The organism is Amycolatopsis sp. NPDC058986 (genome assembly GCF_042741125.1).
In the GTDB taxonomy this organism is placed as follows: Bacteria; Actinomycetota; Actinomycetes; order Mycobacteriales; family Pseudonocardiaceae; genus Amycolatopsis.
Window position 1 is genome coordinate 1 of the sequence record NZ_JBHYJW010000102.1, and the last position, 18484, is coordinate 18484.

The window sequence follows — 18484 nt, forward strand, 5'->3', positions numbered from 1 at the left end:
AGCCAGGCGCGCGTCGGCGGCGGCGTAGACGTCTTCGGGAAGACGTCCGGGCACTACTTGATCCGCTCGTAGGCGGGCAGGGTGAGGAAGTCCGGGAACTCGTCGGCCAGCGCGACCTGCTCGAACAGCTCCACCGCCGGGTCGAGCAGCTCGGACTTGATCTCCGCGGTCAGCTCACCGCGGACCTCGGCCACGACACCACGCACCAGCTCGCGGGTCACGACGTCGCCACTGTCCAAAGTGGTCCCGTTCTTGACCCACTGCCACACCTGCGAACGCGAGATCTCCGCGGTCGCCGCGTCCTCCATCAGGTTGTGGATGGCCGCGGCGCCGTTCCCGCCGAGCCAGGACGCGATGTAGCGGATGCCGACGTCCACCGCGGCACGCAGGCCCGCGGCGGTCGCGGCACCGGGCGTCGACGCGACGTCGAGCAGTTGCTCGGCGGTCACGCTGACCTCGTCGCGAGTGCGGTCGAGCTGGTTCGGCTTCTCGCCGAGGACGTTGTCGAACTCCTCACGGCACAGCGAAACCATGCCCGGGTGCGCGACCCAGGAGCCGTCGAAGCCGTCGCCCGCCTCGCGCGCCTTGTCGTCGTGGACCTTCTTGAACGCGCCCTCGTTGACCGCCGGGTCCTTGCTCGGGATGAACGCGGCCATCCCGCCGATCGCGAACGCGCCGCGCTTGTGGCAGGTGCGCACCAGCAGCTCGGTGTAGGCACGCATGAACGGCGCGGTCATGGTGACCGAGTTGCGGTCCGGCAGCACGAACTTCTCACCGGCGTCGCGGAAGTACTTGATCACGCTGAACAGGTAGTCCCAGCGGCCGGCGTTGAGGCCGGAGGCGTGCTCGCGCAGTTCGTAGAGGATCTCCTCCATCTCGAACGCGGCCGGGATGGTCTCGATCAGCACGGTCGCGCGGACGGTGCCGTGCTCGATGCCCAGCGCCTTCTCGGCGTGGGTGAACACGTCGTTCCACAGCCTCGCTTCGAGGTGGCTTTCCATCTTCGGCAGGTAGAAGTACGGGCCCTTGCCGCGCTTGAGCAGCTCGGCGGCGTTGTGGAAGAAGTACAGCCCGAAGTCGACGAGCGCGCCGACACCCTGACGGCCGCCGAAGGACAGACCCCGCTCGTCGAGGTGCCAGCCACGCGGACGGACCACAATGGTCGCGTGCTCCACATCGGACTTCAGCTCGTAGTGCTTGCCGTTCGAGTCGAGGCTGATCGTGCCGCGGATCGCGTCGGCGAGGTTGACCTGGCCGGAGACGACGTTCGCCCAGTGCGGCGTGTTGGCGTCCTCGAAGTCGGCGAGCCACACCTTGGCGCCGGAGTTCAGCGCGTTGATCGTCATCTTGCGCTCGGTCGGGCCGGTGATCTCGACACGCCGGTCGCGCAGCGCGGGCGGCGCGCCGGCGACCTGCCAGTCGCCCTCGCGGATCGCCTTGGTCTCGGGCAGGAAGTCGAGCTTCCCGGTGGTCCTGGCCTCCTCGCGGCGCTTGCCCCGCGCCAGCAGCAGCTCGTCGCGCCGCGCGGCGAAGGCGTCGTGCAGGCCCGCGAGGAACGCGAGCGCGTCCGGCGTCAGGATCTCGTCACCACGCTCGACCGGATCACCGAGCACCTGGACTTCAGACATGCGAAACACCCCGGATCGTGAAGAAAGACGTCCATACGGTTTTTACATATCGGACTATAGTTTCTGCATAGCGGAAGCTCAACGTGAACGTTAGGAGAGCCACCCGTGGCAGTGAAAGATGGCGGCGTCCAGTCCCTGCAACGCGCGTTCGACCTGCTCGAACACCTCGCGGACACCGGCGGTGAGGCGAGCCTGTCCGAGCTCGCGACGCTGTCCGGGCTGCCGATGCCGACCATCCACCGGCTCATCCGCACCCTGGTCGACCTCGGCTACGTCCGGCAGAACACCAACCGGCGGTACGCGCTGGGCGCCCGCCTGATCCGGCTCGGCGAGAACGCGAGCATGCAGTTCGGCACCTGGGCGCGGCCGCTGCTGGCCGAGCTGGTCGAGGAGGTCGGCGAGACGGCGAACCTCGCGGTCCTCGAACGCGACGAGGTCGTCTACGTCTCGCAGGTGCCTTCGAAGCACTCGATGCGGATGTTCACCGAGGTGGGCAGGCGGCTGCTGCCGCACGGCACCGGTGTCGGCAAGGCGATGCTGGCCCAGCTGCCCGCCGAGGACGTCACGGCGCTGCTCTCCCGCACCGGCATGCCCGCCTACACCGAGCACACGTTCACCGAGCCCGACGCGTTGCTGCGGGAACTGGAGAAGATCGCGCAGCAGGGCTACTCGCTCGACGAGGCGGAGCAGGAACTCGGCGTCCGGTGTGTCGCGGTCGCCGTCCCCGGCGCTCCGGTGCCCGCCGCGGTCTCGGTGTCCGGCCCGTCCGGGCGGCTCACCGCCGACGCGGTGGCGCACATCGCACCCGCCGTCCAGCGCATCGCCAAGACACTGGGCGCGCACCTCCAAGAAGCCGACGCCTAAGCGGCCCTCTTTGCGGTGATAGCTCTACGCGGGAGTCACGGTTACGCTCGATTTGAGCACCCTTGGCAGGGAGGGACAGCCGTGGCTGGTTCGCGCTTCGCTGATGATCCGCTGGTATCGGTCTCCGAGCGGTTTCCCACCGCGCCATCGGGTTTCGAGGTGCCCGCCGTGAGCGAGCCGCCGTCAGCGCCGTCGACACGTCCCTTCGGGCTGCGATGGCTGACCGAACTCGGAGTTCCCCGCCAGCCGGCTGCCACCCGGTACTGCCCTCGTCGGCAAGTCTCGATCGATGTCGCCACTGGCCTGCCCGCGCCCCTGCTGAACAAGCTCGAATGGACCACGGTCAACCACAAGGACGGCGATGAGGGACCGTCCAAGGACTACGACTGGGAAACAGTCCCGGACGTCCCGAAACCCCAGAAGTGACCGCGTGACGATCCTGGTACTCGCCCAGGAATTCGATCGCACCGCGGACGCCGTCATCACCGGTCTGGTCGAGCGCGGCAGGCACGTGATGCGCGTCGACCTGGCCTGGTTTCCTCAGCAGTTGACGGTGGACGCCGAGTTCCGCAACGGGGCGTGGCAAGGCTGCCTGCGCACCGACCAGCACGCCGCCGACCTCGCGTCGATCAAGTCCATCTGGGTCCGGTCCCCTGGGCTCTTCCGGATGCCTGAAGGTATGACGCCCGTGGAAGCGGATTACGCTCGCAGGGAAGCGAAGATCGGCTTGACCGGCATTCTCCTGGCTCTGCCGAACGTGCTGTGGGTCAACAGGCCCGATCTGGCCGCGACTGCGGCGTACAAACCGTTGCAATACGCCATCGCGGCACGCTGCGGCTTACGGATCCCCCCGACGCTCATAACCAACAGACCGGACGCGGTGCGCCGATTCGCGCGGTCTTCGTCGACAGGACTGGTGGCCAAGCCGCTCACCACGAACCTGATCTTCGAAGACAGCACGTACAAAATGGGCTACACCCACCCGCTGACATCCGATGATCTCGCGGATCTTCGTGGTGTCGACGTAACGGCTACCCACCTTCAACACTGGGTCCCCAAAGTGCGGGAATGCCGTGCTGTCGTGGTTGACGGCAAGATCCACGCTGTCGCCCTCACGGCCGGGTCAGCCGCGTCCCACATCGACTGGCGCTCGGACTTTCCCGCGCTGTCCTACGAAGTCATCGAATTACCAGAAACGGTCGCCACCGGTCTGAGGATGTTCATGGCCGAGTTCGGCATCGTCTACGGTGCGTTCGACCTGGTTCTCGGACCTGATGCACACGAACCCGGCGAACGCGAGGTCGTGACCATGCTCGAATGCAATGTCGGAGGGCAGTACGGCTTCCTTGAGAACAAGGCGGGCGTGCCGATCACCGAAAGCCTGGTCACCCTGCTGGCACGAGGGAGGACAGCAGGACGATGAGGGTCGAGACTCCCGTCTGGCGGGCGCACGCGCAACAGCTCGCACAGGATCTGACAGACCGCGGCGACCTACGTTCACCTGCCTGGTACGAAGCACTGGTTTCGGTACCTCGCCACGTGTTCGTGCCGAAGTATTACCTGCAAGACACCAGCGCCCGGCCGTCGCGTTGGGTGCTGCACGAACCCCACGACACCGTGAGCACCCGGCAATGGCTGGATCTGGTCTACTCGCCCACCACTCTGGTAACCGACGTGGCGTCCTACGCCGACCGCGGTGTCCAGATCCCGGTGAGCAGTTCGACAAAACCCGACCTGATGGTCCGGATGCTGGAGTTCCTCGACGTCAGCGCCGGAATGCGAATCCTCGAGATCGGCACCGGCACCGGGTACAACGCCGCGCTGCTCGCTCACCGGCTCGGTAGCCGCCAGGTATGTTCCGTGGACATCGACGCCGGCCTCGTCGACACCGCGCGGGCGCGACTGGACCAGCTGGGCTACCACCCGTCTCTGGTAGCCGCCGACGGTGCCGCCGACCTGGCGCACCTTGGCCCCTTCGACCGCATCATCGCCACCTGCTCGGTCCCCACCGTCCCGGCCCCGTGGATTCACGAACTCCGCCCGGGCGGCATGGTGCTCGCGCACGTCGAAGGGCCGCTCGGCGCCGGCAATCTGGCCGCCCTGTACCGGGAATCAGCGCGGCCGACCCTCCAGGGCCGTTTCCTGCCGTGGTGGGGTTGCTTCATGCGACGACGCACAGCCGCGGGCCCTGTCACGGGCGCTCCTCGCCCCGAGCCGAGCGCGGACCGGCCCACCACCAGGAGCACAGCGGTGGATCCGGCCGCACTGGAGGGAGGTTTCGCGTTCGTGGCCCAGCTGAGCTTGCCGGCCGGCATGTTCCGCAGCGTCCGGATGAACGACGCCGGCGAACCCGTCACCTACCTGGCGTCGCCGGACGGTTCCTGGTGCGAAGTCGCTCGCCAACCTGGTGAAGACGGCCTGCGCCCGGTTCGCGAGGCCGGCCCCACCTCCCTGTGGCAGAACGTCGAGATGGCTTGGGAAGACTGGACGGCACTGAAGGAACCCGCGTGCCACGAGTTCGGTCTCACGATCACCCCTGATGAGCAACTCATCTGGCATGCCGACCCTGACAGCGGACGGCGATGGGCGACGTCAAACGGCTCGTGAGCGTCGACGCGTAAGTCTCTGAAGGCCACCATGAGGGCGTCTAGGTCCCTGAAGGTGACCTTCAGAGACCGGGGCTGTCCTGACCGGCCGCGCGAAGGGCGCGTAGCGCCTGTGAGCCGGTCTCGACGAGTTGCTCCAGACCGCGTTCGGTGGCGTCGAACTGGAACCCGTCCATCCGCCCGCCGAGTGAGAATTCGACCGCGCCGTCGCACAGGCGGTACTCGATGCCGCAGTTGTCGATCCGGACCCAGGCGCTGACTTCGACTCCGCTGTGTGACATGCCGTGCTCCTCTATCGGGTAACTGCCTGATGCCTACGCTTGCCTTCGCAGGTTTCCGACCTGCGACGACTAGGCTAAGGTGCGTACAGGAATTTGTCTCGCACCTGAAAGGGTGAAGTCATGGCACAGGGCCAGCTCCGCACCGCCGAGCGCATCCAGATCGGCGCGACACTCAAGCGCATGCGGACGGAGGCGAAGGTCAGCCGGGAAACCGCCGCCGAGACACTCGGCTGCACCGTCACGACCATGGGCAACATCGAGCAGGGCCGGACCAAGATCAGCCACGGCGATCTCACCGCGCTGCTGCGGCTCTACGGCATGCCGGAGGACCAGACCGCGGACCTCCTGGCCCTCAACAAGGAGGCGCACCGGAAAGTCGGCCGGGTCACCGGCGGCACCGACATCCAGCCGCATCAGCGTCGCGCGGCCGACCTGATCAAGGCGGCCAGGAGCATGCGCCACTACAGCCCCGAAGTGTTCCACGGGGTGCTGCAATCGGCGGACTACGCCCGCGCGATCATGGCCCCGACCGGCCATGTCACCAAGGAACTGGAGACCCGGCTGCGGTTCCGGCTGAGCCTTGCCGACGCCCTGATCCGCGACGAGCAGCCGCTTGAACTGTGGGCCGTGATCGGCGAGGCAGCCTTGCACAAAAACGTTGGCGGCAAAGAGGTTCGGCGCCGCCAGCTCCAGCACGTCGCCCAGCTCTGCCGCGAACGTCCCAATGTCACCGTGCAGGTGCTGCCGCTCGACACCCGTGAGCACTACCTCATCGGGGCCACGGTGACCATCTACAAGTTCGACGACCAGATCGACGAGATCGCCAGCGTGGACACGACACTGGGAGACCAGTTCTTCGATCGCGATTCGGCGGTTGCCGAAGCGACTATGAAGTTCGATGACGTCCGGCTCAAGGCTCTCGATCCACTGACAAGCCTCGATATGCTGGAGGAGTTCAGCACCCGCTAGCGAATCGAGTCCCCGCCCATGTCTCTGCAGCCGAACGTGTGGACCAAGTACTCCGACAACGGCAGCAGCTGTGTCGAAGTCCTGCTCACCGAGAACGAGGTCCTCGTCCGCAACTCACTCCGCCCTGACGCGGGCACTCTCTCCTTCACCCACGCGGAATGGGATTCCCATACACAGGGCCACAAACTCGGTGTCTTCGACCTCCCCGCCGACCCGGCGTAACCCTTTGACGGCCTACTCCGGCGAGCCGGTCGTCACCCAGCTCGATGAAGGACGCGTCGCCTGGCCGGAAGTCAGCCGACTGGTCACTGAGCGAATAACCGCGCGTAATCAATCGCGTACCCGCCGGAGCTGAGTCCGCCGACGTGTCCGTTAGGCTGACGACCGTGGCCAGCCTCGAAGAACTCGAAGCACGCATGGACTCGCTGGAGCGGCAAATGGCGCAGCTCCGGCAGGACTCCACCGCCGCCCATGTGCTCGCCAACGCGGCAGCCCGCGACGTCGCCGAGTTTCGGGAAACCCTCAACGGACACACCAGCCTGCTGAACGCCATCCGCGAAACGCAGCTCGAACAAGGCCAGCGCTTAGACAGGCTCGAGCGCAAGGTGGACGAGGGGTTCACCAAGGTCAATCTGGGCATGAACCAGATCACCGTCCTGCTGCAGAGCGTCATCGACCAGCGCCCCGCGGACTAGTCACACCGCGCGTTCCGTCAGCTCGCCGACGAGCAGGTCCATCAGCAGGCCGTCGTGGTAGACGCCGTCCGTCCCGAGTTCGTACTGACGCAGGATGCCGACCGGCCGGAACCCGAGCCCGCGATAGACGCGGATCGCGGTCTCGTTGGCGGCGGACGGGTCGATGGTGAGCCGGTGGTGGCCGCTGGCGAACAGGTGCCCCGCGAGCGTGCGGATGGCGTCGCTGCCGATCCCGCGGCCGTGCCAGTCCGCGTGCACCGCGATGTCGATGCCCGCCTGCCGGTACTGCAGGTCGTTGTCCTCGACGCTCTGGATGACACCGACCGTCTCGCCGCCGAACTCGATGGCGTAGACGGTGATGTCCTCGTCGTCCTCGTCGACGAGGTCGTCGGCCTCGCGGTCGGGATCGCCCCACCAGCGGGAGACCTCAGGCGTGGCAAGGATTTCGCGGACACGGGAGCGGTCCGCGGTGGTGAGCGGGCGCAGGCGCACCAGCGCTCCGTGCAAAGTGGTCATGATCGTCCTCTCGGTTCGGTGTGCGGGGCGCGGTGGCACACCGGAACGGAGGGGCACGAGCGGAACGGACTCAACCGGGCATGACGGAATTGTGCCCGATAGCCGGGGAATTCGTCACCCTGTTTCCGGAAGCGTCCATCCGGGCGTATTCGATACTGTCCCCGGAAAACGCGCCTTAGACTTCCCGCGGGACGAGGGGAGGCGCCTGATGGATCCCATTCTGGTCGGCGCGTTGATCTGGCTGGCGCAGCGCCTCGCGGAGAAAGGTTTCGACCGGATCTTCGATCGGGTCGTGGACGGGCCACGGATCGCCGCGCCAGCACCGGCGCCGTTCGCCGCTCCGCCGCCGGTACGGCGCCACGACCTCACCGTCGCCGGAGCGCAGGGAACCAGCGACGTCGACTTCGCCGTCCGGCATCATCTCCTGGCGCAGGGCCGGAAACCGATCATCCTGACCTTCCAGAAGTTCAACGACACCACGACCGGCACGACGTTCCCGATGGTGCTCGGCGACACCGCCCACGTGACACTGCCCCGCGACCACTACTTCGTCACCGCGCTGATCATCGACCTCCCCGGGAAGCGCGGGGCGATGCCGACCCTGCGAGGTGTCGGGTGGGCTCAGCCGTACGTGGCCGACAACCACACCGCGAAGATCACCATAGGCACCCAGCATCCGACCGAGAAGCTGGTCAAGAAGCTCGGACTGAAGAAATCCGACGGCGGCGAGGTCTTCCACCTGCCACCGGAGCCACCGGCCGAGGCTGTCGCCATGCCCCCGATTCCTCCCACGCCGGCCCAGCAGTTCGAGGGCTGGCCCCGGATCAAGAACCGCTATACGCCGCCCGCGAACACCCCACCGTTGTTCACTGGCATCAAGAAATTTCCCACCGCGGGCAAGTTCTCGTCGAATGGGATCAAGGCCAAATGCCGTGCGCGCGCGTTCGTCGGCACCACGCAGTGCACCTTTCTCGCCATGCGGGACCGGCTGTGTTCGATCCACCGCGCCCAGGTACTCGCCGGGACCGATATCCGGGACTACCGGACCGGGGAACGCATCGTCCTGCCGTAGCTCAGCCGAGCAGCGCGTCCACGAAGGCGCCGGGCTCGAACGGGGCCAGGTCGTCCGGGCCCTCACCGAGGCCGACGAGCTTCACCGGCACGCCGAGTTCGCGCTGCACCTGGAAGACGATGCCGCCCTTGGCCGTGCCGTCGAGCTTCGTCAGCACGATGCCGGTGACGTCGATGACCTCGGCGAAGACCCGCGCCTGCGCGAGGCCGTTCTGCCCGGTGGTCGCGTCGAGCACCAGCAGCACCTCGTCGACCTTCGCCTGCTTCTCCACGACGCGCTTGACCTTGCCCAGCTCGTCCATCAGGCCGGTCTTGGTGTGCAGCCGCCCGGCGGTGTCGACGAGCACCGCGTCGACACCGGCGTCGATCCCGCGCTTGACCGCGTCGAACGCGACCGCCGCCGGGTCCGCGCCCTCCTTGCCACGCACGACCTCCGCGCCGACCCGCTCGGCCCACGTCTGGAGCTGATCGGCCGCCGCCGCGCGGAACGTGTCCGCCGCGCCCAGCACGACACTGCTGCCCTGCGCGACCAGCACCCGCGCGAGCTTGCCGGTGGTGGTCGTCTTCCCGGTGCCGTTCACGCCCGCGACCAGCACGACCGCCGGCTGCTTGGCACCGTCGACGGTGTGCGGGAGCGCCCGCACCGCGCGATGCCCGTCGGTGGACAGCTCGGCGGTGAGCACCTCGTGCAGCACCGCCCGCGCCTCGTCCGAGGTCCGGACGGTGCGCCGGGCCAGCTCGTCACGCAGCCGCTCGACGATGTGGGTCGTGGTCGCCGCGCCGAGGTCCGCCACCAGCAGCGTGTCCTCCACGTCCTGCCAGGAGTCCTCGTCCAGGTCACCGGCGCCGAGCAGGCCGAGCAGGCTCTGCCCGAACATCGAGCGGGACTTCGCCAGCCGCCCCCGCAGCCGCTCCAGCCTGCCGGACGCCGGGGCGATCTCCTCCCGGGGAGCCACCTCCGGTTCGGTCGTCTCCGGCTCGGGGAGCTTGACGTCGCGCATCGTGCGCTGGTCCGAATCCCGGGGCACCGCGGCGTCGTCCCCGACCCCAGGCTGGCCGTCGACCTCGGGCCGGTCCTCGACCGGGTGCGCAGCGGGTTCCGGCTTCTCCTCGGCCTTTTCCGCGGTCTTTTCCCCGGCCTCGGCCGTTCCTCCCGGCGCCAGCGCGATCCCGCCGCTCGCGGTATAGCCACCACCGCGCGGCTTCCGCTCGAGTTCCGCGTCGCGGGCGGCGTCCAGGCTGATACGTCGCTTGCGCGCGATGAGCAGGCCGGTGACCAGGATGGCGACCAGCACGACGACAGCGACGACGACGATCCAGAACCAGGGGGTTTCCACGTGCGTCATCCTCGCATCCACGCCCGGGGGCCACCGGACACACCCCATGCGCGGCCAATGGACAACAATGCGCTTTCCGATTAGGCGAAGTCTTCACCGTATGTCTTGCGTCACCTCGCTCACCTGGACTAGACCACTCGGATGACCTCCCACTCGAGCCACGGACTGCGCGTGATCGGACTGATCTCCGGCACCTCGGTCGACGGCATCGACGTCGCGGCGGCCGACCTCCACGCCGAGGGCGGCACCGTGGTGCTCACCCCACTCGGGGAGCTCGACGTCCCCTATCCCGAACCCGTCCGCGCGGGCCTGCTCGGCGCGCTGCCGCCGAACCCGTGCAGCGCCGAACAGCTCACCCGCCTCGACACGCAGGTCGGCCAGGCCTTCGCCGAGGCGGCCGCCCGTGGTGTCCGCGAACTCGCCGGCGGCTACACCGATCTGATCGCCTCACTCGGCCAGACCGTCTTCCACTGGGTCGAGAACGGCACGGCCCGCGGCACGCTCCAGCTCGGGCAGCCCGCGTGGATCGCCGAGCGCACCGGACTGCCGGTGATCGCCGACCTCCGTGTACGCGACATCGCGGCGGGCGGGCAAGGGGCACCGCTGGCCAGCACGCTCGACGCGCTGTGGCTGGCCGGGCTCGCCGAGGAGACCGGCCGTCCCGTCGCCGCGCTCAACCTGGGCGGGATCGCGAACATCACCGTCGTCCGCACCGGCGGTCAGGTGCTCGCCTACGACACCGGACCGGCCAACGCGCTGCTCGACGTCGCGGCGACGCGGGTCACCGGCGGCGCCCAGAGCAGCGACGTCGACGGCCGCTTCGCGCTGCGCGGCTCGGTACACGCGGAGCTGCTCGCGCGGCTGCTCGCCGACCCGTACTTCGCCGCGCCACCACCGAAATCCACCGGCAAGGAGTACTTCCACGCCGGCTACCTCGACGCCGCGCTGACCGGCCTGCTGCCGCTGTCCGCCGAGGACCTCCTCGCGACCCTCACCGAGTTCACCGCTACCACCGTCGCCGCGGAATGCCGGCGGCACCGGGTCGGCGCGGTGATCGTGTCCGGCGGCGGCGCGGCCAACCCGGCGCTGATGGCCGCGCTGGCCAGGAATCTGCCCGGGACGGGCCTGAAGACGAGCGACGACCTCGGCCTGCCCGGCGCGGGCAAGGAGGCCTACCTGACCGCGCTGCTGGGCTGGCTCGGCTGGTGCGGCGTGCCCGCCAGCGTCCCGTCCGCGACCGGCGCGCGCGGCCCCCGGCTGCTCGGCGCGCTGACGCCGGGCGCCGGCCCCCTGAACCTTCCCGCCCCACTGGGGGGCGCCGTAACCCGGATGCGGGTAGCGGAGAAGGCCGCACAACGGTAGGGAGAATCCATGAATCCCGTCGACCTGGCGATCGTGGTCGCCTATCTGGCCGCGATGCCGATCATCGGCGTCCTGGTGGGCCGGAGACAGAAGTCCGCCAACGACTACTTCGTCGGTGAACGCAGCATGCCGTGGTGGGCGGTGACGCTCTCGGTGGTGGCGACCGAGACGTCCACGCTGACCGTGATCTCCACGCCCGGCCTCGTCTTCGGCAGCGCGTTCCTGTTCCTGCAGGTCGCGTTCGGCTACATCGTCGGCCGCACCATCGCCGCGTTCGTGTTGCTGCCGAAGTACTTCAAGGGCAACTACGTCAGCGCGTACGAGTTCCTCGGCAAGCGGTTCGGCCGGGGCCTGCAGGGCACGGCGTCGGTGACGTTCGTGGTCACCCGGCTGCTCGCGGAGGGCCTGCGGCTGTTCGCCGGGGCGATCCCGATCAAGGTGATCCTCGACCACTACGGCATCCACACCGCGTACTGGCACATCGTCGTGCTGCTGACCGCGCTGACCGTGGTGTACGCGTTCGTCGGCGGGATCAAGTCGGTGATCTGGGTCGACGTCATCCAGTGGTCGCTCTACATCCTCGGCGCGATCGGCGCGATCATCTTCCTGGCCACGAAGCTGCCCGACGGCTGGACCACCATCGCGGCGGACCAGGGCCGGTTCAAGTTCACCGACTTCACCTCGAACCTGCTCACCCAGCCGTACGCGTTCCTGTGCGCGGTGATCGGCGGCGCGTTCCTGTCCATGGCCTCGCACGGCGCCGACCAGCTCATCGTCGGCAGGTTGCTCTCCTGCCGGAACCTGCGCGACAGCCAGCGCGCGCTGATCGGCTCGTCGATCGTGGTGTTCATCCAGTTCGGGCTGTTCCTCGTGGTGGGCGCGATGCTGTGGGTCTACACCGGCGGGAAGACCGGCGCCACGGCGGTGAACATCGCAGCGGGCAAGGGCGCGCCGGACGACGTGTTCCCGAACTTCATCGTGAACGATCTGCCGGTCGGTCTGGCCGGGCTGCTCATCGCGGGCATCCTCGCGTCCACCATGGGCGCGCTCGCTTCGGCGCTCAACGCGCTCTCGACGTCCACCATCGCGGATCTCTACCAGCGCTTCACGAAGCGGAACGTCGAGGACTCGAAGCTGCTCCGGCACGGTCGTATGTGGACACTCATCTGGGCGGTCGTGTTCGCCGCGTTCGCCTCGCTGTTCACCGACTCCAAGGACCCGGTGATCCAGCAGGGCCTCGGCATCGTCGGCTACACCTACGGCGCGCTGCTCGGCTCGTTCTTCCTCGGCCTGCTGATCAAACGGGCCAGGCAGGCCGACGCGATCGTCGCCTTCGCGGCGTCGGTGCTCGGGATGGCGTTCATCATCCTGTTCGTCAAGTTCGACAAGGCCACCGCGGCGATCCACATCCAGTTCGGCGCCAACACGAAGTCGCTCGTCGCACTCGCGACGTTCTGGTACACGCTGCTGGGCGTGGTGATCACGCTGGTCGTCGGCGGCCTGATGGCACTACGCCACCGCACCCCCGACCCGAACACCCTCGACACCGAGCCGCCGAAGGAAGAGGTGGCGGCCTAGCTCGTGGTCGAGCGCCCCAATGAGGTTTTCTCGCTAAGGGTTCTGGGGCCGTGTGTGCTGCCGGAGGTGCTGGAGGACGCCTTCGGTGCACTGGCCTGAGGTGCGACAAGGGCGTCCCTGGGTGCGGTGGATGCACCCAGGGCGTCCCTCGGACTTACCGCGCGCTCGCCGACACCATTCGCCCGATGTCGCGAACGCTCCGTTGCCGACGATCAACGTCCCGAACGGAGCGTTCACGACACACACCCCGAACCCCACCGCATGCCGTGAAGGCCTCCTTACCGGCGCTCAACGCCGCGAAGGACCCCTTCACCACACCACCAAGCCCCCGAGAAAGCACCCACCAGCAAAACCGCACCCCCGCACCTACCGAGAAACCCCAATGCGGCATTCGGTGCGTCCAACGCACCCAATGCCACATTCGGGCGTTTGAAGCCGTCAGCTCGCGGGGACGGGTTCCTCTTCGGAGACGCGCAGGCGCTGCGAGATGACCTTGGTGATGCCGTCGCCCTGCATGCTGACGCCGTAGAGCGCGTCGGCGATCTCCATGGTCGGCTTCTGGTGCGTGATGATGATCAGCTGCGACGAGTCGCGCAGCTGCTCCAGCAGGCCGATCAGCCGCCGCATGTTGGTGTCGTCCAGCGCGGCCTCGACCTCGTCCATCACGTAGAACGGCGAAGGCCGGGCGCGGAAGATCGCCACCAGCATGCCGACCGCGACGAGCGACTTCTCGCCACCCGAAAGCAGCGACAGCCGCTTGACCTTCTTGCCCGGCGGCCGGGCCTCGACGTCGACGCCGGTGGAGAGCAGGTCGTCCGGCTCGGTGAGCACCATCCGGCCCTCGCCGCCGGGGAACAGCACGCCGAACACCGTCTCGAACTCGCGCGCGACGTCGGCGTAGGCGGAGGCGAAGACCTCGAGGATCTTCTCGTCGACCTGCTTGATGACCTCTTCGAGATCCTTGCGGGTGTCCTTGAGGTCCTCCAGCTGCGTGGAGAGGAACTTGTAGCGCTCCTCCAGCGCCGCGAACTCCTCCAGCGCCAGCGGATTCACCTTGCCCAGCAAGGAAAGGTCCTTCTCCGCGCGCTTGGCGCGGCGGGCCTGGGTGTCGCGGTCGAACGGCATCGGGGGCGGCGGGGTGACGTCCTCGCCGCGTTCCTTCGCCGCCTCGTACTCGGCGACCTCGCCGGCACTCGGCGGCACCGGGACGTCCGGGCCGTACTCGGCGACCAGATCCGTCAGGCCGATCCCGAAGTCGTCGGCGATCTTGCCTTCCAGCTGTTCGAGCCGCAGCCGCTGCTCGGCGCGGAGGACCTCGTCGCGGTGCACGGCGTCGGTCAGCTTCTCCAGTTCGCCGGACAGCTCGCGGACCTTGCCGCGGACGGCGGTCAGCGCGGTCTCGCGGGTCTGCCGCTGCGCCTGTGCCTCGTCGCGTTCGGCCGCCGCGCGCTGCACGGAGTGTTCGATGCGCTCCAGCGCGATCTCCCCGGCGTTGACGACGGCGTTCGCGATCTCGGCGCCGCGCTGCCGGGCCGCCTTCGCCTTCGCGGCGCGCTCGCGGGCCTGCTGCTCGGCGAAAGCCGCGCGGCGCAGGGATTCCGCCTTGCCCGCGATGCCGCGGGCACGTTCCTCGGAGGTACGCAGCGCGAGCCGCGCCTCCATCTCCTCCTGCCGGACGGCGGTGAGCTGCTCGGCGGCCTCGTCACGCTCGGCGGTGTCCGGGTCCTCGACGACGGGCTGGTCGGAGACCGCGGCGAGGCGCTCCTCCAGCTCGGCCAGCTGTTCCAGCGCCTGCTCGCGGCTCTGCTCGACCTTTGTCCGCTGCGCGCGCAGCCGTTCGACCTCGGCCTCGGTGACCCGGGCCGCCTGCTGCAGCCGGTTGAGCCGCTCCGACGAGCGGGCCTTGCGCACCTTGGCCTCGCCCAGCGCGTCCTTGGCCTGGCCGACCTCTTCGCGGCGCGCCTGCTGCTCGGCGCGGGCGCCTTCCAGCGCGGCGGCGGTGCGCTCCAGCGTCTCCTCGGCGGCCTTCAGGCGTTCCGCCGCCTCGTCGACGGCGGCCTGCACCTCGATGACGCTCTCGGCGCGCGTGCCACCACCGGCCGCCCAGCGTGCGCCGAAGACGTCGCCATCGGCGGTGACAGCGCGGACGTCCGGATGCGCCGCGACCAGGCTCCGCGCCGCGTCGAGCGTGGCGACCAGCGCGACCTTTTCCAGCGCCTGCTCGACCGCGGGACGCAGCTGCGGCGGGGCGGTGACGACCTCGCGGGCCCAGCGGGCGCCCTCGGGGAGATACGGCCAGCCCGCCGTGTCCACAGTGGACTCAGGGGCGCCGAGCACCAGCCCGGCACGGCCGGAGTCGTTGTCCTTCAAGTACTTCAGCGCGGCGAGGGCTTCTTCTCCCCCGGCGACGGCGACCGCGTCGGCCACTGGGCCCAGCGCGGCGGCCAGCGCGACCTCGTGGCCGGGCTCGACCGTCAGCAGCGCCGCGACCGAACCGAGCAGACCGGGCAGCTCGTGCGAGGCGCCGAGCAGCGCGCCCGCGCCGTCCTTGCGCTTGAGCCCCATCGACAGCGCGTCGACCCGAGCCTTCTCGGAGGCGATCTCGCGCTCGGTGGCGCGTTCGGCCTTGACCAGTTCCTCGACGCGGGCCTTGGCGGCGTTGTTCGCCTCGACCGCGTAGTCGTGCCGCTGCTGCAGATCGGCGTCGTCGGATTCCTCGACGCCACCTTCGGCCTTGGCCTCTTCGAGTTCCTCGCGGGCGATCTCGGCGCGCTCGGCGGCCTCGTCGAGCGACACGGTGAGCCGGTCGATCTCGTCGGAGGTGGCGCCGTTCTTGCTGCGCAACGCCTCGACCTGGCCGGTGAGCTTCGCCAGCCCCTCGCGGCGGTCGGCGATCGCGCGGACGGCGGCCCAGTGCGCACGTTCGGCGGCCTGGACCCGCTGTTCGAGGTCCTCGCGCCGCAGGACGGTCTCCGCCAGCAGCTCACGGGCCTCCATGACGGCCTCGTTCAGCTCCTGCTCCTGCTCGGCGACGCGTTCGGCCTCTTCGAGCAGTTCCTCGGGGTCACGGCCGCCGGTCTGCGCCTCGACGTCGGCCGACAGGTGCCGCTGCCGCTCGACGGCGAGCCGGACGGTGCCGCGCAGCCGCTCGGCCAGCGCGGACAGCTTGTACCAGTTCTCCTGCGCGGCGGTCAGCTTCGGCGCGTCCTCGGCGAGCGAGGACTCCAGCTCGGTCTCCTCGGCGGCGACGACTTCCAGCGCCTGCTCGACCTCGCCGCGACGCTGGCGCGCGACGCGCTCGTCGGCCTCTTCCCTGGCGATGGCGTCGCGCTGGGTGACCAGGTCGTGGGCGAGCAGCCGCAGCCGCGCGTCCCGCAGCTCGGACTGCACGGCCTGCGCGCGGCGGGCGATCTCGGCCTGCTTGCCCAGCGGCTTGAGCTGGCGGCGCAGCTCGGTGGTGAGGTCGCCGAGGCGGTCGAGGTTGCCCTGCATGTTCGCGAGCTTGCGCAGGGTCTGTTCCTTGCGCTTGCGGTGCTTGAGGACGCCGGCGGCCTCTTCGATGAAGGCGCGGCGCTCCTCGGGCTTGGACTCCAGGATGGCCGACAGCTGGCCCTGCCCGACGATGACGTGCATCTCGCGGCCGATACCGGAGTCGGAGAGGAGTTCCTGGACGTCCATCAGGCGGCAGCGGTCGCCGTTGATCTCGTACTCGCTGGCGCCGTCGCGGAACATCCGGCGCGTGATCGAGACCTCGGTGTACTCGATGGGCAGCGCGCCGTCGGTGTTGTCGATGGTGAGCGTGACCTCGGCGCGGCCCAGCGGCGCGCGGCCCGCGGTCCCGGCGAAGATGACGTCCTCCATCTTGCCGCCGCGCAGGTCCTTGGCGCCCTGCGTGCCCATCACCCAGCGCAGCGCGTCGAGCACGTTCGACTTGCCCGAGCCGTTGGGGCCCACCACGCAGGTGATGCCCGGCTCGAAGCGCAGCGTGGTGGCCGAGGCGAAGGACTTGAAGCCCTTGAGCGTCAAGCTTTTCAGGTGCACTGGGTGCCGACCCTCCGGCCGCGGGAAACTGGCTGTTCGATCCGGCCAGGTTACCTGGCGGCCTCCGGCTCCCGTGGGACCCGGCCCCCTCCGGCGCGCCCTAGCACAACCCCGGTCACCACAGCAACCCCCTCCGTCCCACCCGTAACAGTCCCGCCCGGAGATCTCGCGTGCCCAGCCGGAGATCTCGCGTGATTGAGCGGAGATCTCGCCCAATCACGCGAGATCTCCGTTCAATCACACGAAGTCGCCACTGGATCACGCGAGGTCGCGGGCTGATCACGGGCCGGGAGAGCAAGGGACCTTTGCTAGCGCTCGACGAAGCCGGTGAGGCCGCCTTTCGCCTCCGACCACCGCTCGACGACGTGGTCCACACTTCCGGGTGATTCCCCGGACCGCAGTGCGGCCAAAAGCCGCTCACAGTGGTCCCGAACACCCTCCGCTACCACCTCGACACGCCCGTCCGGGAGATTCCGCGCACTTCCGGCGAGTCCGAGCTCGAGCGCGCGGCTCCGGGTCCACCAGCGGAAACCGACACCCTGTACGCGTCCGTGCACCCACGCTGTCAGCCTGACGTCTGCACTCACGAGGGCCATCCTTCCCCATCGCCGCGACTCCGGACGGTGAGCGTCCTCGTTCGTCTCCACCCCGAACCGGGCATCGGCGGTGATAACCTCCCCGCCGGGTCCCGCCTTCCGGGTCTGGTGCCCGGGCCCGCCAATTGCTTTGTTCTTCCCGAGAGTCCGTACGTCCCCAGCGTCCCGAGGAGCCTGTATGTCCCGCCCCGACGGGTCTGATCCGAGCTCACGCGTCTCCGTCGCCCCACCGGCCGGAGCGAATGGGCTTGCCGGCCGCACCGGCTACGTCGTCCTGGGCGTCAGTGGCCTGGTGGTCGCGACCGCGTTCGCCGCGGTCGCGCAGTTCGCCGGTTCCGGCACCACGACCGCCGGCGGTACCGGCGGCCCCGGCCAGGGCACCTCGCCCGCCGGCATCCAGGTCGTGTCCGGTTCGCCCGTGCCGGGCGCGCCGATGACCGTCACCGGGGAACCGGTGCCCGGCAGCTCGTCGTCGTCCAGCGCCCCCACCACCGTGGTTTCCCGTGGCGCGGACGGCCACGAGACCACGACGGTCGTCGTCCCGCCCGCCCCGCCGCAGCCCGGACAACCCCAGCCGGGCCAGCCGCAACCGGGCAACCCGGGCCACACGACGCCGGGCGGCGGAACGCCGACCAGCCGGAGCGACGAACCGCCGAGTTCGAGCAACCCGACCACGACCGGCCCGACGTCGGGCAGCCCCAGCACCCCGCCGAGTTCGACGCCGACGCCGCCGTCGAGCAAGCCGAGCGGCAGCTCCAGCACCGCGGGCTCGCCCACCGCTACCGACACGTCCACAGTGGACACCACGCCGACCCACCGCTGACCCCCGAAGTGCCGTTAAGGCCACCTTACAGGCGGGGGGGGCGCCGGCGGGGGGGCGAACGGCCACAGGGGGGGGCGGGACACGAAAACGGTGGCCGCACGCCGGGGCGGGTGGGTG

Annotated in this window: 17 protein-coding genes; 10 read left to right on the forward strand and 7 right to left on the reverse strand. The window is 69.2% G+C overall.

Going from position 1 to position 18484, the window contains the following annotated elements:
* Positions 1-53: 53 nt before the first annotated feature.
* Positions 54-1628, reverse strand: a complete 1575-nt coding sequence (gene aceB / locus ACFW0G_RS43830) for a malate synthase A (protein ID WP_378331494.1) — start codon at positions 1626-1628, stop codon at positions 54-56.
* 105 nt (positions 1629-1733) lie between these two features.
* Between aceB and ACFW0G_RS43835 the strand changes: the two genes are divergently transcribed.
* The 4 genes from ACFW0G_RS43835 to ACFW0G_RS43850 all read left to right on the forward strand — a co-directional run bounded on the left by ACFW0G_RS43835 (position 1734) and on the right by ACFW0G_RS43850 (position 5099).
* Entirely contained in the window at positions 1734-2492 is a 759-nt protein-coding gene (locus tag ACFW0G_RS43835; protein ID WP_378331495.1) for an IclR family transcriptional regulator, read from the forward strand.
* A gap of 168 nt (positions 2493-2660) precedes the next feature.
* Positions 2661-2918: a hypothetical protein gene (locus ACFW0G_RS43840; RefSeq protein ID WP_378331496.1), complete on the forward strand. Its 258-nt coding sequence runs from the start codon at positions 2661-2663 to the stop codon at positions 2916-2918.
* A 4-nt stretch (positions 2919-2922) separates the two neighbouring features.
* Complete coding sequence (locus tag ACFW0G_RS43845) at positions 2923-3915, forward strand: MvdC/MvdD family ATP grasp protein (protein ID WP_378331497.1); 993 nt, start codon at positions 2923-2925, stop codon at positions 3913-3915.
* Positions 3912-5099: a methyltransferase domain-containing protein gene (locus tag ACFW0G_RS43850; protein ID WP_378331498.1), complete on the forward strand. Its 1188-nt coding sequence runs from the start codon at positions 3912-3914 to the stop codon at positions 5097-5099. The genes ACFW0G_RS43845 and ACFW0G_RS43850 overlap by 4 nt, the downstream gene beginning before the upstream one ends.
* A 61-nt stretch (positions 5100-5160) precedes the next feature.
* On the opposite strand, the gene ACFW0G_RS43855 is transcribed toward ACFW0G_RS43850, so the two are convergent.
* Positions 5161-5379, reverse strand: coding sequence for a hypothetical protein (locus ACFW0G_RS43855; protein WP_378331499.1), 219 nt, complete (start codon positions 5377-5379; stop codon positions 5161-5163).
* 120 nt (positions 5380-5499) lie between these two features.
* Between ACFW0G_RS43855 and ACFW0G_RS43860 the strand changes: the two genes are divergently transcribed.
* The 3 genes from ACFW0G_RS43860 (at position 5500) to ACFW0G_RS43870 (ending at position 7043) form a co-directional block, all read left to right on the forward strand.
* A complete protein-coding gene (locus ACFW0G_RS43860; RefSeq protein ID WP_378331500.1) occupies positions 5500-6348 on the forward strand; it encodes a helix-turn-helix domain-containing protein in 849 nt (282 codons plus the stop codon).
* Positions 6349-6366: 18 nt separating this feature from the next.
* Positions 6367-6570 (forward strand): DUF397 domain-containing protein, encoded by a 204-nt coding sequence (locus ACFW0G_RS43865; protein WP_378331501.1) that lies wholly within the window; start codon positions 6367-6369, stop codon positions 6568-6570.
* 164 nt (positions 6571-6734) lie between these two features.
* Entirely contained in the window at positions 6735-7043 is a 309-nt protein-coding gene (locus ACFW0G_RS43870) for a hypothetical protein (RefSeq protein WP_378331502.1), read from the forward strand.
* On the opposite strand, the gene ACFW0G_RS43875 is transcribed toward ACFW0G_RS43870, so the two are convergent.
* A complete protein-coding gene (locus ACFW0G_RS43875; RefSeq protein ID WP_378331503.1) occupies positions 7044-7559 on the reverse strand; it encodes a GNAT family N-acetyltransferase in 516 nt (171 codons plus the stop codon).
* 208 nt (positions 7560-7767) lie between these two features.
* On the opposite strand from ACFW0G_RS43875, the gene ACFW0G_RS43880 reads away from it, so the two are divergent.
* The gene (locus tag ACFW0G_RS43880) at positions 7768-8631 is read left to right on the forward strand and encodes a hypothetical protein (RefSeq protein WP_378331504.1); all 864 of its coding nucleotides are present in this window, start codon (positions 7768-7770) and stop codon (positions 8629-8631) included.
* Position 8632: 1 nt separating this feature from the next.
* On the opposite strand, the gene ftsY is transcribed toward ACFW0G_RS43880, so the two are convergent.
* A complete protein-coding gene (gene ftsY, locus ACFW0G_RS43885; protein ID WP_378331505.1) occupies positions 8633-9976 on the reverse strand; it encodes a signal recognition particle-docking protein FtsY in 1344 nt (447 codons plus the stop codon).
* A 132-nt stretch (positions 9977-10108) separates the two neighbouring features.
* Between ftsY and ACFW0G_RS43890 the strand changes: the two genes are divergently transcribed.
* Positions 10109-11329 carry an anhydro-N-acetylmuramic acid kinase gene (locus ACFW0G_RS43890; protein WP_378331506.1) on the forward strand — a complete coding sequence of 407 codons (1221 nt, stop codon included), beginning with the start codon at positions 10109-10111 and terminating at the stop codon, positions 11327-11329.
* A 9-nt stretch (positions 11330-11338) separates the two neighbouring features.
* Positions 11339-12907 carry a sodium:solute symporter gene (locus tag ACFW0G_RS43895; RefSeq protein WP_378331507.1) on the forward strand — a complete coding sequence of 523 codons (1569 nt, stop codon included), beginning with the start codon at positions 11339-11341 and terminating at the stop codon, positions 12905-12907.
* A gap of 438 nt (positions 12908-13345) precedes the next feature.
* On the opposite strand, the gene smc is transcribed toward ACFW0G_RS43895, so the two are convergent.
* The 3 genes from smc to ACFW0G_RS43910 all read right to left on the reverse strand — a co-directional run bounded on the left by smc (position 13346) and on the right by ACFW0G_RS43910 (position 18333).
* Positions 13346-16948, reverse strand: coding sequence for a chromosome segregation protein SMC (gene smc / locus ACFW0G_RS43900; protein ID WP_378331508.1), 3603 nt, complete (start codon positions 16946-16948; stop codon positions 13346-13348).
* Positions 16949-17256: 308 nt separating this feature from the next.
* Positions 17257-17535: an acylphosphatase gene (locus ACFW0G_RS43905; protein ID WP_378331509.1), complete on the reverse strand. Its 279-nt coding sequence runs from the start codon at positions 17533-17535 to the stop codon at positions 17257-17259.
* Positions 17536-17808: 273 nt separating this feature from the next.
* The gene (locus ACFW0G_RS43910; protein WP_378331510.1) at positions 17809-18333 is read right to left on the reverse strand and encodes a hypothetical protein; all 525 of its coding nucleotides are present in this window, start codon (positions 18331-18333) and stop codon (positions 17809-17811) included.
* Positions 18334-18484 lie beyond the last annotated feature (151 nt).

Excerpts from the sequence above, each read along its gene's own strand:
- aceB (WP_378331494.1), bottom strand. The coding sequence starts at position 1,628 with ATGTCTGAAGTCCAGGTGCTCGGTGATCCGGTCGAGCGTGGTGACGAG.
- ACFW0G_RS43850 (WP_378331498.1), top strand. The coding sequence starts at position 3,912 with ATGAGGGTCGAGACTCCCGTCTGGCGGGCGCACGCGCAACAGCTCGCA.
- ACFW0G_RS43855 (WP_378331499.1), bottom strand. The coding sequence starts at position 5,379 with ATGTCACACAGCGGAGTCGAAGTCAGCGCCTGGGTCCGGATCGACAAC.
- ACFW0G_RS43860 (WP_378331500.1), top strand. The coding sequence starts at position 5,500 with ATGGCACAGGGCCAGCTCCGCACCGCCGAGCGCATCCAGATCGGCGCG.
- ACFW0G_RS43865 (WP_378331501.1), top strand. The coding sequence starts at position 6,367 with ATGTCTCTGCAGCCGAACGTGTGGACCAAGTACTCCGACAACGGCAGC.
- ACFW0G_RS43875 (WP_378331503.1), bottom strand. The coding sequence starts at position 7,559 with ATGACCACTTTGCACGGAGCGCTGGTGCGCCTGCGCCCGCTCACCACC.
- ACFW0G_RS43880 (WP_378331504.1), top strand. The coding sequence starts at position 7,768 with ATGGATCCCATTCTGGTCGGCGCGTTGATCTGGCTGGCGCAGCGCCTC.
- ftsY (WP_378331505.1), bottom strand. The coding sequence starts at position 9,976 with ATGACGCACGTGGAAACCCCCTGGTTCTGGATCGTCGTCGTCGCTGTC.
- ACFW0G_RS43890 (WP_378331506.1), top strand. The coding sequence starts at position 10,109 with ATGACCTCCCACTCGAGCCACGGACTGCGCGTGATCGGACTGATCTCC.
- ACFW0G_RS43895 (WP_378331507.1), top strand. The coding sequence starts at position 11,339 with ATGAATCCCGTCGACCTGGCGATCGTGGTCGCCTATCTGGCCGCGATG.